The organism is Paenibacillus sp. M2 (assembly GCF_046713495.1).
Taxonomy (GTDB): domain Bacteria; phylum Bacillota; class Bacilli; order Paenibacillales; family Paenibacillaceae; genus Paenibacillus; species Paenibacillus amylolyticus_B.
This window is the reverse complement of sequence record NZ_CP169648.1, coordinates 6,029,003-6,043,338: the sequence shown is the minus strand read 5'-3', so window position 1 is coordinate 6,043,338 and position 14,336 is coordinate 6,029,003. Positions and strand designations below refer to the sequence as shown.

Annotated in this window: 8 protein-coding genes; 7 read left to right on the top strand and 1 reads right to left on the bottom strand. The window is 47.1% G+C overall.

Going from position 1 to position 14,336, the window contains the following annotated elements:
• Positions 1-135 precede the first annotated feature (135 nt).
• Entirely contained in the window at positions 136-1,713 is a 1,578-nt protein-coding gene (locus ACETMN_RS27625) for a class I adenylate-forming enzyme family protein (protein WP_411735413.1), read from the top strand.
• Between the two features lie 143 nt (positions 1,714-1,856).
• On the opposite strand, the gene ACETMN_RS27620 is transcribed toward ACETMN_RS27625, so the two are convergent.
• Positions 1,857-4,679: an endo-beta-N-acetylglucosaminidase gene (locus tag ACETMN_RS27620; protein WP_411735412.1), complete on the bottom strand. Its 2,823-nt coding sequence runs from the start codon at positions 4,677-4,679 to the stop codon at positions 1,857-1,859.
• A gap of 212 nt (positions 4,680-4,891) precedes the next feature.
• Between ACETMN_RS27620 and ACETMN_RS27615 the strand changes: the two genes are divergently transcribed.
• From ACETMN_RS27615 to ACETMN_RS27590, 6 genes are all read left to right on the top strand, one after another.
• The gene (locus ACETMN_RS27615) at positions 4,892-6,721 is read left to right on the top strand and encodes a sensor histidine kinase (RefSeq protein WP_091020837.1); all 1,830 of its coding nucleotides are present in this window, start codon (positions 4,892-4,894) and stop codon (positions 6,719-6,721) included.
• A gap of 1 nt (position 6,722) precedes the next feature.
• On the top strand, positions 6,723-8,237 hold the full coding sequence (locus ACETMN_RS27610) for a response regulator (protein WP_411735411.1): 1,515 nt from the start codon (positions 6,723-6,725) through the stop codon (positions 8,235-8,237).
• Positions 8,238-8,518: 281 nt separating this feature from the next.
• Positions 8,519-9,991 carry an ABC transporter substrate-binding protein gene (locus tag ACETMN_RS27605; protein ID WP_091020839.1) on the top strand — a complete coding sequence of 491 codons (1,473 nt, stop codon included), beginning with the start codon at positions 8,519-8,521 and terminating at the stop codon, positions 9,989-9,991.
• A 77-nt stretch (positions 9,992-10,068) separates the two neighbouring features.
• The gene (locus ACETMN_RS27600; RefSeq protein WP_411735410.1) at positions 10,069-10,998 is read left to right on the top strand and encodes an ABC transporter permease; all 930 of its coding nucleotides are present in this window, start codon (positions 10,069-10,071) and stop codon (positions 10,996-10,998) included.
• Between the two features lie 23 nt (positions 10,999-11,021).
• Positions 11,022-11,942, top strand: a complete 921-nt coding sequence (locus tag ACETMN_RS27595; RefSeq protein WP_062837930.1) for a carbohydrate ABC transporter permease — start codon at positions 11,022-11,024, stop codon at positions 11,940-11,942.
• A 36-nt stretch (positions 11,943-11,978) separates the two neighbouring features.
• Complete coding sequence (locus ACETMN_RS27590) at positions 11,979-14,333, top strand: glycoside hydrolase family 3 N-terminal domain-containing protein (protein ID WP_411736444.1); 2,355 nt, start codon at positions 11,979-11,981, stop codon at positions 14,331-14,333.
• Positions 14,334-14,336 lie beyond the last annotated feature (3 nt).

Genomic DNA, 14,336 nt, shown 5'->3' with positions numbered 1-14,336 from the left:
AACTGTAATATCAGGAGAATTTATGATTTTAATAGGGGATAATGATTACTTATTATTCCAGATATATGCTACTCTCTTTTTATTCCATAGTTTTCTTAACGGAAAAATGGAAATTTAAATGTTGGGGGTAATTGCTTGCTTCTATCCGAACGATTGCCAATTGCAGCAAGTCTGTACCCTGAGGAACCTGCGTTAATGCGATATGGGCAAACGATGAGTTATGGGGAGCTTAACGGTCTAGTTGAAAGACTGAGTCATGCTCTGTATGTCAAAGGACTCCGGGCCGGTGATCGCTTGGCCCTTTTAGGTGATCCAGATCCCCAGCTCGTTGTTGCGTTTTATGCAGCAGTTGGGATCGGTGCTATACCACTCGTGCCGTCTCCTTTGCTAACAGTACCTGAACTCGCTGCCATATTTCAGGACGCAGAACCACATATGGTTATTCATGATGACCAACATGCTGAAGCCGCTATCGCCACAGTAAAGCTTCTTGGTTATTGTCCAAAACTGTTCACGACTGAAGAAGAAGGGACGAATAGCAGTTCGCTCGCTGCTCTTTTACAGCAGGAACCCGCGTTCTCTCCAAAAGACCATGTCAAACGAAGTGTAGACGATACGGCAGTTCTGATTTATACGGGCGGGACAACTGGTCGGCCAAAAGGGGTCATGCATTCGCATCGTGGTATGGCTGCTTGGAATCAACTTACGCCTTCTGCAGGCTTCGGTCATGATCTCAAGCGTCGTGTGTTAGTGCTCAACCTATCCCATCTCGTGGGTCAGTTCCAATTGTGGGCGACCATGGCTGCCGGAGGCTGTCTTGTATTTCTGGATAAATATCCGGCGGATGTACACCGCATAATGGAAGCTGTTGAACGTGATCAGATTACACAACTCAGCACAGTAGGCCAACTGCTTCGTGATCTTACCCGCGAGGCATCCGTAGGAGGTAGAAACTTGAAGAGTCTATCGCTTATTGGCTGCGGAGGGTCCATTATTTCCCCGGATACACTACAGGAAGTCGTATCGCAATTTCCTGAAGTTATCATTGTGAACAACTACTCACAAGCGGAATGTGGAATGTCTATAAGCCGCCTTTTTCCTGCTCAGCATATAGGCGATCCTCATCGCCTTCGATCCGTAGGTCGTCCTGCTGACTTGGCTGCCCAAGGTGAGCAGGCCTTCGAAGTTCGGATATTAGATACGGACGGAAGTGAGACAGTTACGGGCGAGGCTGGAGAAATCGTTGTTCGAGGTGCACAGACCATGCAGGGGTATTGGCGCCAGTTGGAGGTTACTGCCGAGACCATGTCCGATGGCTGGATTCGAACTGGGGATGTCGGTTGTCTGGATGTCGAAGGTTATCTTTATGTGTTTGATCGCTTGAAGGATATGGTTATTGTGGACGGTTCCAATGTGTTTTGTGCCGAAGTTGAGCATGTTATTGTGAGCCATGAGGCGGTAAGCGAGGCGGCCGTAATCGGACTTCCTCTTCCTGACGAAGGCGAGGAACTCGTTGCTTTCATAGTATTACGGGACGGTGACAGTTTGGATCTGACGCGGGTGCGGGCGTTTTGTGAGCTACACCTTGCTCCATACAAATGGCCGACTCAACTGTTCATTGTGGATACTTTGCCGAGAACAGCCGTGGATAAAATAGACAAAAAGCAGTTGCGCAAGCATCTATCTTCAATTTTATCCGAAGGACTATGCTAACGGGAAATGCTGTTTAATAGGCTGTTGGGTAGAATATTTATTGTTAGATCAACAAGAACAGCCCTTCAACTTCCTTTCGGAAGTGAAGGGCTGTTTGTTTTCATTACTGTTATCCTGATGTATACAAAAAATACTTTGCAGTATTACCTCAGAATCGTAGTAGCCTGGTTACCTGCGTAATCCTCAATGACCAGCTTCAAAGAGCTGTTGCTGGACGCTGGTGTGAAGGTCAGTTCACTTAGCTTTGTTCTTCCCCGAATGATATACGGGAATTTCTGCGAAACGTAAGTGACTCCGAACTCGCGTGCCACCCCATTTTCATATACATAGATCTTGTACCAATCCTCCAGATCCGGGAGGGCTAATGTATACTTTCCATCTTTTACCGTGACCTTTTCCTTGGCGTATGGTGTAATCTGAAGATCTGCCAGCTGTCCGGTATGGGTTACCGGGTTCTGCCCGCCAATAGCAATGTTCAGCACGTAATGCTCACCATTGGTCGGAAGCCCGGTCAGAACGGCAGACTGTTTTCCTTTTTTGACTTGAATGGACTTAGTGAAAGGTTCTTTCGTGTATTCGGTTTGTAGTGTGAGTTGAATAGACTCATTGCCTTTACCTTTATCTTTATCCTTGTCCTTATCCGTATGCTTATCTTTGTCTTTGCCCGAATCGTTTACTTTTTTCGGGTTTTTCCAGCTTACAATAGCATCGCCATTCTTTTTGAATTTCACATCGATATTCTGAACGGCTGCATTCAGATCATAAGGCAGGACCGCTGCTTCACTCTCGGTACCATCTGCACCAACAGCACGAATGGACAGTTCACCAGAAGGCTGTTTTAACGATTTGATATAAAAAGTAGAATCATACACGCCGCCAACATAGGCGCCATTTTCATATAAATTGTATTGCTTGACCTCTGAATAGTCCTTCATGTTCCATGCAACAACCAGTTCGTCGGTGTTGGTCAGTGCTTTGGCAATATGGAATCCGGTAGGTGCATCCGGTACAGCCGCTGAACCGTCGGAAATGCGGATCTCGCCAATATTCATCTGGTAATTCTCAATCGCTTTGCCATTCGGGTCAAAGGACAATCCCATAGCGGCAATGGTTTTGCCTTGATAGGCGCTCAAATCCAGCGAAGTTGTCTTCCAACCTGTAGTATGCTGGCCTGACTGAGGCACTTCCACATTGACCACGTTGGATGGATCGTCTTCGAAGATTAACCCAACATACAGGGAAGAAGCATCGCTAGTGGACGGTTTGTTATACGTCAGCTCCAGTTTGGATTGTACGTTGACGGACAGGTCGGTCTTGTACAGGCGAAGGAAGTTGTCCGTGTTCAATGTACCGTTCACCACGAGAGAGCTGCCGCCATTAAACGCACCGATGGAATTATAGTTGTACCTTGCGCCTTTCTCATAAGATGGACCGTAGTCAAAATCAACACTGAGCTTGTCACCTTCACCTTCACTATCCATCCACCATTGCCAAGTGACAGGGATATCCTGAATGTTGATATTGGACCATTCCTTGTCGTTCGAGACAGCGCCATCTTCATAATATTTCAGACCGTGACCTGTATTGAAGCTGGTCGCAAAATTAGAGCCGTTGATGACGGATCGCTCGGTGAGATAAGCGGCAATCCCATCCCAATTCGCACCGGAAGCATACACATCCGACAGATCGGCAGACGCACTACGACGTGCATCTGTCGGGTCTTGATTTGGACCAGACCACCAGGCACGATCACGTACAAAGGTCATCCACTGGTACTTATCCTCAGCTCGGTGATTGGTACTGCCATCGCCCATCTCTTCATCCAGGGCGTTGTGGGTGAAGTCGGCACCCAGTGTCGCGATGCTGTTCATCGGTTGACCGTTCTCATCCAGGTTATGGCGCAGGTCATAGGATTGCTTCCAGCGGCCGAATTTGTCATGTCCACCTTCGACACCAGCAAATACGGTTTCCAGTGGATCCAGTCCCAGGCTAAGGGCATGATCACGGGAATCGCGGAGCATCTTGTGGTTCCATACATAATTCAGGAAGATGGAATCGGAGACTCTGCCGAGAACGGAATCTTGTACAAAGGGGCTGTTGAGCCCATTGAATTGGTTCTGGTATTGAATTTTGCCTGTTGTATTGATGGTGGAGTCATACCATTGAACGTACAGTCCCTTATCTCTTAGATACTTCATGAATTTCTTGTAGGAAGCGATATCCTCAGGGGCTACACCCCGGGCAACCTCTTCCTGATTGAAGAAATATCCATCGTAGTTGTAGTATTCCGCCATCTCGGCCAGTTTCTCGGCCACAGGGAAATTACCGTTTTCATCCTGGATCAGCATTTGTTTGTACGTCTGTGGTCCACGGTCATTGTCTGAGAAAAAAATGTTGGCAATGGATTTGACGCCATTTTTGTGGGCTGCGTTGGTATAGGCCGGATTCGGAATGTTCAAAATGCCAAACTCGAAGTATTTCTCCGTCCATTCTTTACTCGGATCGTACAGCTCCTCAGGTACTCCCGCAGAAGCCATGCCGTGCCAATAACTGTAGTAGTCTGTATATTGCCAATAATTAAACAGATACTGGCTGAATTCATTGGTATAAGGTGTGCTATCAAAGAATGCATTGCCGTAATCGCCGCTCATCGTGAATAGCTGGGTATCCGGACTAAGCTCAGGATAAGCCTGTGTGGCAGCGAACGCTTCATTACGGGGCTGCAAGGGAACATGGGCACGAAGTAAATCGCCATGGATATCACTTTCCGGTGTCCAGTTCAGAATCTGGGCCGAGGTGTATCCATGTTGATAGGGCTGATTCACCCCTTTGGCACTTTCACCGGTGTAAGGGAGCGTGTCTCCGGCATAAACGGATGATGCAACAACTTGTCCAAGCAGAGCCGTAGTCAGGACCATGGCAGTGACCTTGGGAATGATGCCTTTTGGTTTGAGTTTGCGTGTCATGCTGTTCCTCCTTGAAGTGGAATGAATGTAAGGTATTCTTTTACACAAAGCTAAACTTATGGTTAACGATAGTGGATGAAAGCGTTTTTAAATAGGGTGAAATTAAAGAAACACAGATATAAACTAAAGAAAAGTTGCAGGTGACAAGTTAATGTCAGAAGCCTAATGATATAATTCAAGTTAGGAAAACAGCATCGGAGGGAACATGCAATTTGAAAATTGTTAGCGTTTACAATAATTTCTTCAAAAATAATATGTTTATGAAAATGCTCCTGATCTTCTCGATGATATCGATTGTCACGATCATTACATTGTCTTATATCATCTTCCTGTCGGTGTCCGACTCCACGATTCGCCGGGAACTGGCGATCCAGAAAGCGGCGATGGAACATGTGGATCGGTACATTCATCAGCAGTATGAATCGGTGCAAAACATGGTGAGGGATATGCATCAGAATGAGGCGCTGTCCGCCAACATTACTTACCTGATGAATCATTCGTACGCTGAATATGTTCAGCATATGACAAATGGATATTACGCCAATCAGGATGACTATTCGGCCGATGTGTTGAAACATTTTCAGAACATTATGGATCGCAATTCGCAGATTAACCAACTCATGTTGTATAGCGCCGAACAGCAGGATCTGTCTACCTTTAATCAACACAAGCAGTTCCGCAAGCTGGACGCCAATGTAGCTCATTCCTATATTCCGGACGTGATGGCGATGGAAACGCCCAATATCAGTGCACCCAACTACTGGATACGCAAAGAGATTAATCAATGGGACCCTGCGCTCTACTCCATCCGCGTACCGATTAACAATACACAGACTCTACGGAATCTGGGCCAATTTCTTGTCTTCTTTGACTCAGAAGGAATCGGTAACGCGCTGGACAACTACGAGAGTAATCTCAAGGGAGAAATCGTGGTGTTATCGGCCAAAGGAACAGTCTTGTTCGACTCCAACAATCAGTATTACGGGAAAAAGTACCCTTACGTGAATGTGGCCGATTCCCTGTTTGATCAGACGGATATGGATTCGATGAAAAAGGAGCAGAACATGTATGTGAACAAGTTTGTCTCCGCGGATCAGGGTTATGTGGTCATGGGTACCGTTCCGGTAGAAGAGATGGCTGAAACCTATGCGGGCATTCGCAATACCATCATCTCGATCAGTATCGTCTGTATTTTATTTGCCGTGCTGGTTCCGGCATTTTTCATTATTAACTTTGCCAAACGAACCCGTCGAATTATTCGCTTCACCCAAAAAGTGAAATACGGCAACTTCACGGCTCGCATCGACGATCCGCGTGATGATGAACTGGGGCAGATTTCACATAGCTTCAACGATATGTTGGACGAGCTAAATCTCTATATTGAACGAGTCTACAAAGCCGAGATCAAACAGAAGGAGACCGAGCTGGTCGCATTACAGGCGCGCATCAACCCTCATTTTCTCTACAATACGCTTGAAGTGATTCGGATGAGGGCGATATCCCAAGGGGCGAGAGATGTTGGCGAGATGATCTATAGTCTATCCGTATTGTTCAAGAGCCTGGTACAGCAGAAGAAAAATTATACGTTGAAGGACGAGATGGAAGCTTGTCGCTTGTATCTGGAGTTATTCCGAATCCGCTATAAGGATATTTTCATATATACGATCCAGATCGATGCTGCATATTATCAACATCCTGTGGTCAAACTTTCGCTGCAACCCATCATTGAGAATTATGTCGTACACGGCATTCAGACAGAACGTTCGGATAACCGATTATCGATTGTTGTAGAAGAGACAGATGATGTGGTGCAAGTGGAAGTTAAAGATAATGGCAAAGGCATTGAACCGGCACGCCTGACGGAAATCCTTGAAGAACTGGAACGTCCTGAAGAATCTGGTCAGATGTTTGGGCTGCGCAGTGTCCATAGTCGATTGCGCTTCCTGTATGGGCCAGAGTTCGGTATCACCATAGATAGCACCCTCGGAGAAGGAACACGGATCAGGGTGCGTTATCCACATACAGAAGGGACAGGTGTGTAATATGTACAAGGTGTTTATTGTGGACGATGAGCCATTCATCATTGAAGGGTTATACGATATTGTGGACTGGTCTTCGTTTGGAATGGAAATTGTGAGTCATGCGGGCAATGGGCAAGCAGCGTTACAAGCGCTCTCTTCTCAGCCTGTGGACATCCTGATTACGGATATATCCATGCCACTCATGAATGGTCTCGATCTGATTCGGGAAGCAAGGCGAGTACAACCTGAGCTTAAGGTCATTATCCTCAGTGGTTTCAATGAGTTCGAATATCTGAAGGAAGGCATGCAGCTGGGGATCGAAAATTATCTGCTTAAACCGATTAATGTGGAGGAATTGGAATCTACGCTGAGCAACACCGCTTCCAAGCTGGATCATACGGTATCACCTCAAGCCGATGATGCTTATGGCATTCAGATTCTGAAAGATAACATTCTTCATCGATGGCTTACAGGACAGATTGCAGCTACCGAATTTGAAGAACGTGCCCAGTTTATGGACCTTTCGTTGGATGCACCAGACGTTGCTGTGGCCATTCTGCGTGACAAAGGGCAAGTATCCGGCATGTTTGAACGCGTAGATGAGATGCTCAGAGACAGACGACATCTGAACGTATTTCATGATATCGATGGAGACATCGTCATTATTGCCAATATTCAGGGTACGAGTGACGAGGAACAGAAGTTGATGGATGGCTTGCAGGCATTATCTGATGAGATAACCGTAACCCATCCGGGGGCACGCATTGGAGCAGGCAGATTGATGAAGGGACTGTACCATGCGCCGACCAGTTATTCGGAGGCCAAAAAAGCACTCCAGTATGTGATGATTTATCCCGACCTTAAAGTCATCGACCATGCCATGCTGGAAAAGTGCGGAAATTCAAACGCGACCTTTTTCATTGAATGGAGGGAGTATGCCAAACTCATTCTGTCCCGCAATACAGAACAACTTGCCGACCGGATTCGTATGGATTTTGAAAAGCATCGCGATGGGCTTACACCTGGGGAGTTACAGAATACCGCACTGGAAGTGGTGATTCGCTTCAAGATGGAACTGGAGAGCATCAAACACTCGGATGAGTCTGCGATATACCAACAAGGGCTTCAACTTGTCCTGGACAGTGGCACTTTTGATGAACTCGTGCTGGCACTTCAGCAGGTTGGGTCTCAGACGATCCAATCCCTATTGCAGGATTTGAAAAATCCGATTGTAAACCAGGTGCTTCAGCATATCGATAAACACTACGCAGAAGAGCTTTCTCTGAAACTGCTGGGTGCCCACTATCATCTGCATCCGGTGTATTTGGGACAATTGTTCCATAAGGAGACCGGAGAGACGTTTGCCGAATATATCAACAAATACCGGATTGAACGTGCGAAGGAGCAACTGCGCAATTCCAATCTGAAGGTACATGAGATCGCCCGAAATGTGGGGTATTGGGAGACGGGATATTTCTATAAACAGTTCCGCAAATATGTGGGGATTTCACCGACTGATTACAAGGTGTTTGGTTAATTCGGTGACGGGTAGATCCAACCATGCGGACAGAGAGCCAAGAGACATATCGGGAACAGGAATGGCATGGATGAAAATCATGGCATACGTTACCCGGCATGTCTCTTTCATGTAAGCGATTTATTTAAATAGGTACAAAATAGATGCCCAAGGACGATTTCTCTTTAATTTGTACCTCGAAAACTTAAGTTTATCTTCTTTTTGTAAATGCTTTCATTCGATAAGGTTAAAGCAGTTAGTAAGTAGAGCCTAAGGGAACACGAAAAGGGAGGATCAAAGAAATGAGTAAACAAAGAAAACGCTTCTCACTCGTTCTTGCATTGTTAATGGCCGTTACACTTGTTCTTAGTGCCTGTGGAGGAAGCAAAGATGCTTCAGAATCCGGGGGAGCTGGAGATGACGCGGTAGAGTTGATCTGGTATACCATCGGTACCCCTCAGAAAGACGTCAACAAAGTGATGGAAGAAGTGAGCAAGTATACCAAAGAGAAAATTAATGCCACGGTAACGATGAAGATGGTTGACTGGGGTGACTACCCGCAGAAGATGCAGGTTAACGTAGCATCCGGTGAGCCAATGGACATTCTGTTCACCTCTTCCGGTGGATTCGATTATGTACAAAATGCCAGAAAAGGTGCATTCCTTGAACTGGATGACCTGCTTAATGAATACGGTCAGGATCTTACCAAGACCATTGATCCTGCATTCCTCAGCGGTTCGAAGGTAGATGGACACAATTACGGAATTCCAGCCAACAAAGAGTTGCCACAACAAGAGGTATGGCGCTTTAACCAAATGCTGGTTGATAAATACAAGTTGGACATCTCTGGCGTTCGTACGTTAGATAGTCTGGAGCCTCTGCTCAAAACAATTAAGGAAAACGAGGCGAGTGTAACACCATTCGCCATGGATAAAAACTATGTTCCTTACGTGCCTTATGACTATGTCATTCAGAATCTGCCAATGGCAATCAAGCTGGATACAACAGACTATAAGCTTGTAAACATACTGGAAACACCTGAAATGAAAGAAGCACTTACCACGATGCACAAATACTACAAGGCTGGTTATGTATCAGCAGAAGCGGCAACAACAGGTTCAACGAACGACCTGACAACATCGGGCAACTGGTTCCTGGACCGTGCACAGACTCAGCCGCTCGCGGACAATCAATGGTCTGCAAGTTACGGTTATCAAGTCGTTTCAACACCTGCAAGTGAAGCAATTATAACGAATACATCTGTACAAGGTTCCATCATGGCCATCTCGGCCAACTCGGAATATCCGGAGAAAGCAATGGAATTCCTGAACCTGCTGAATACAGATCCTGTGCTGCGTAATATGGTGGACTCCGGCATTGAGGGCACACACTACAAAAAAGTGGATGACACACATATGGAAAATTTGCCTGAATCGAAAAACTACGATATGCCTTCATACTCCCTTGGGAACAACATGCTGCTCTATCTGAACAGCAATGACCCGGATAACAAATGGGATGAGTTCAAGAAGTTTAACGCTGAAGGTGTCAATTCCCCGATCCTCAGCTTTAACTTTGATGCAAGCAATGTATCGTCCGAACTGACAGCGGTACAGAACGTGAAAGAGCAATACTGGGCAGCACTGATGACAGGTACACTGGACCCGGCAGCCAATCTGGATCAAGTGATTGAGAAGTTCAATCAAGCCGGACTGGAGAAAGTAATGGCTGAAGCCCAAAGCCAGCTGGATGCCTGGAGAGCAGAGAACAAGTAACAGTACATCGTAAGGATCGGGCGGCTGCTTATCGCGTCCGGTCCTTTTTCATTCAAGCCTGAAGGAGGAACTCCACAATGACTACATTTTTGAAAAACCTGCTTAGAAACCGGGTCATGCTGCTCATGGTGCTGCCAGGCGCCATCTGGTTCTTCTTCTTCTCCTACTTGCCTCTTGTGGGTACAGTGGCTGCCTTTAAGGAATATCGCTTCAGCCGTGAAGGGTTCTGGGCAAGTCTGATGAAGAGTGAATGGGTTGGCTGGGACAATTTCAAATTCCTGTTCAGCACAAGTGACGCATGGCTCATTACACGCAACACCCTCTTTTATAACATCGCGATTATCTTCCTGGGACTGGTATTTGCTGTAGCATTGGCAATCCTGCTCTCGGAACTAGTGAATAAACGACTCGCCAAACTGTATCAAACCGGTATGTTTCTGCCGTATTTTCTATCCTGGGTTATCGTTGGTTACTTCGCATTCAGCTTCTTGAGCATGGACCGCGGGATGTTGAATCAGATTATTGGCTGGTTCGGGGTGGAACCGATTCAATGGTACTCCGAGGCAAAATATTGGCCGTATATTCTGGTATTCGTAGCGTTATGGAAAACCATCGGTTATAGCAGCGTTGTCTATCTGGCTTCCATTCTGGGGATTGATAAATCGCTGTATGAAGCAGCCATGATTGATGGAGCAAGCAAATGGCAGCAGATTCGTAACATTACGATTCCGTTACTGTCGCCCATCATCACGATTATGACTTTGCTGGCCGTAGGCCGCATTTTCTATGCCGACTTTGGACTCTTTTATCAGGTGCCAAGGGACTCAGGTACGCTCTATTCCGTTACGAATGTTATTGATACGTATGTATATCGTGGTTTGAAAACGAGTGGTGAGATTGGCATGAGTACAGCTGCGGGATTGTATCAATCCGTCGTAGGCTTTGTTCTCGTTATCATCTCCAACTATGTTGTGCGCAAAGTAGATAAAGACAGTAGCCTATTCTAGAACAGGGAAAGGAGTGAACCACCATGGCTCAAGCAGGGCTTGTTAAAAAACGCGACTTCCACCACGTATCCAGCGGATGGAACGTGATCATGAACATCATCGCCGGTCTATTCGCTCTGATCTGTGTATTTCCTTTTATATTTGTAGTTATTATCTCGTTTACAGACGAGAAAGCACTGGCCCGTGATGGGTATCGTCTGATTCCGGCAGAATGGAGTCTCGCGGCATATCAGTTTGTCTGGCAGAGTGGGGACACGCTGCTGCGTGCGTATGGAGTTACCATTCTGGTGACGGTACTCGGTACCATTATCAGTTTGATTCTCATGTCGCTGTATGCGTATGCGATTTCTCGCAAGAGCTTCAGATATCGGAGATTTTTCTCCATCTTTGCGATTCTGACCATGTTGTTTAACGGCGGGATGATTCCAACCTATATGGTTGTATCCCAGCTGCTTGGATTGAAAGATACGTTATGGGCACTGATTCTGCCGCTGGCGATGAATGCCTTCTATATTATGATCCTGCGCACATTCTACTCCACCAGTGTGCCGGATGCAGTCATTGAATCGGCGAAGATCGATGGTGCCGGTGAGTTCTATACCTTTATGAAAATCGTGATTCCACTCTCCTTGCCGGGACTGGCAACCATCGGGTTGTTCAGTACACTCGGTTACTGGAATGATTGGTTCAATGCGCTATTATACATCGATAATCCGAATCTGGTACCGCTGCAATCCATGTTAATGCGGATTGAGTCGAGCATCCAGTTTATCCAGCAGAACTCTGCTAACAGTTCGATGAGTCTGGCAGCCATGCAGTCCATTCCGCAGGATACGTCCCGAATGGCGATGGTTGTGCTTGCTACGTTGCCAATTATATTCGCTTATCCGTTCTTCCAGCGTTATTTCGTACAGGGTCTGACGGTGGGTGCGGTCAAAGAATAACCGGATCACGTTATAGGATTGGAGAGATGCAGATTGATGACTTATAAGGATCAAAGCAAATCCGTGGAGGAACGGGTGCAACACCTGCTGAGCCTGATGACTACGGAAGAAAAGGTAGGTCAACTTACGCAGCCATTTGGCTGGCAGACATATACGAATGATCAAGGGAACATCACGTTAAATGAATCCTTTAAGCAGCAAGTGGAGAATGGCGGCATTGGCTCCCTCTATGGTGCACTTCGGGCAGACCCTTGGACTGGCGTTACGCTGGAGAATGGATTATCCGCCAGAGAAGGCGCTGAGGCGGTCAATCTGATTCAACGTTATGTGATAGAACATTCCAGACTGGGGATTCCCATCCTGATTGGGGAGGAGTGCTCGCATGGTCATATGGCCATTGACGGAACGGTCTATCCCGTTCCCCTCTTGTTGGGGAGCACCTGGAATGTGGATCTGTATCGGGAGATGTGTCAGGCAGTAGCGCGGGAGACACGTGCTCAAGGCGGTGCGGTCACCTACTCTCCGGTACTGGACGTTGTGCGTGATCCGCGCTGGGGACGTACCGAGGAATGTTTTGGTGAAGATCCGTTTCTCATTGGAGAGCTGGCAGTTGCTTCCGTAGAAGGACTTCAGGGTGGAAGTCTTGACGGTAGAGATACAGTAGCGGCAACACTGAAACACTTTGTTGGTTATGGCAGCTCGGAAGGTGGACGTAATGCAGGGCCTGTACATATGGGCTGGCGTGAACTGCTGGAAGTGGATCTCTATCCATTCCGTAAAGCGGTGGAAGCTGGCGCTGCGTCGATCATGCCAGCGTACAACGAAATTGATGGCACGCCTTGCACCGTGAATACAGAATTGCTGGAAGATGTTTTGCGTAAGGATTGGGGCTTTGACGGTCTGGTCATTACAGATTGTGGTGCGATCAACATGCTGGCAAGTGGGCATGATGTCGCGGCAGATGGAATGGAAGCTTCCGTACAGGCGATTGAGGCAGGCATCGATATGGAAATGTCCGGTGAGATGTTTGGGCAATATCTGGTGCAGGCGGTGGCAGAAGGCAAGCTTGATGTGCAGGTTCTGGATCAGGCTGTCTCTCGCGTGCTGGCGTTGAAGTTCAGACTGGGTTTATTCGAACAGCCTTATGTGGATGCCGATCGGGCAGCGGAAGTGATTGGCAGTGAAGCGCATGTTCAACTGGCACGGCAGTTGGCGGCGGAAGGGGTTGTACTTCTCAAAAATGAGGCTGACACGTTACCTCTATCGATAGCAGATGTGGGACAGATTGCCGTTATTGGTCCTAATGCAGACCAAGCTTACAATCAACTGGGCGATTACACATCTCCGCAACCGAAGTCCAAAGTGGCAACGGTACTGGATGGGATTCGCAGTAAGCTGGCTAATCATGTGAATGGGCAAACGGAGAAGAGTTCTGTTGGTCCTTTGACTGGTGACAGCAGTACAGATCAGATTCTTTATGCACCGGGCTGTCGGATTAAAGGTGATTCAAAAGAAGGATTTGAGTGTGCCATCGAAATTGCCAGCCAGGCGGATACGGTCATTATGGTGGTTGGCGGCTCCAGTGCACGTGACTTTGGAGAAGGAACGATCGATCTGAAAACGGGCGCTTCCAATGTCTCGGATAACTCATGGAACGATATGGAGTGTGGCGAAGGCATCGACCGGATGACGTTGGGTCTTGCCGGAGTACAGTTGGAACTTATTCAGGAAATTCACAAGCTCGGCAAGAAACTTGTCGTTGTTTACATTAATGGTCGTCCGATCACTGAACCTTGGGTCGATGAACATGCCGATGCAATTCTGGAGGCGTGGTATCCGGGTCAAGAGGGCGGTCGTGCCATTGCAGATATTCTATTCGGTGATGTGAATCCGTCAGGCAAATTGACGATCTCCATTCCAAAGCATGTCGGACAATTACCGATCTATTATAACGGCAAACGTTCCCGAGGCAAGCGTTACCTCGAAGAGGATTTGGAGCCACGTTATGCATTTGGATACGGACTGAGTTATACCACATATGAGTACAGCGAACCGAAGCTGAGTTCTTCGTCCATGACAACTGATGATTCAGTTAAGGTATCGGTGAATGTGACCAACACCGGCCGTTATGCAGGTGCAGAAGTTGTACAGATGTATATCTCTGACGTGGTCAGCTCACTGACTCGTCCCGCCAAGGAACTGAAGGGGTTTGCAAAAGTTAACTTGGAGCCTGGAGAGACACAGACCGTGGAATTCCGAATCGGAGCCGAGCAACTGCAGTATATTGGTCGTGATTTGAAACCTGTCGTTGAACCGGGACAATTCCATATCCATATCGGCAGCTGCGTTAACGATACGCAAATGGCCGAACTGACCGTAAGGGAGGCGTAAGAC

What these genes read in the sequence shown, in the direction of transcription:
- ACETMN_RS27600 (WP_411735410.1), top strand. Translation starts at nt 10,069, where the DNA reads ATGACTACATTTTTGAAAAACCTGCTTAGAAACCGGGTCATGCTGCTC.
- ACETMN_RS27605 (WP_091020839.1), top strand. Translation starts at nt 8,519, where the DNA reads ATGAGTAAACAAAGAAAACGCTTCTCACTCGTTCTTGCATTGTTAATG.
- ACETMN_RS27595 (WP_062837930.1), top strand. Translation starts at nt 11,022, where the DNA reads ATGGCTCAAGCAGGGCTTGTTAAAAAACGCGACTTCCACCACGTATCC.
- ACETMN_RS27620 (WP_411735412.1), bottom strand. Translation starts at nt 4,679, where the DNA reads ATGACACGCAAACTCAAACCAAAAGGCATCATTCCCAAGGTCACTGCC.
- ACETMN_RS27590 (WP_411736444.1), top strand. Translation starts at nt 11,979, where the DNA reads ATGACTTATAAGGATCAAAGCAAATCCGTGGAGGAACGGGTGCAACAC.
- ACETMN_RS27610 (WP_411735411.1), top strand. Translation starts at nt 6,723, where the DNA reads ATGTACAAGGTGTTTATTGTGGACGATGAGCCATTCATCATTGAAGGG.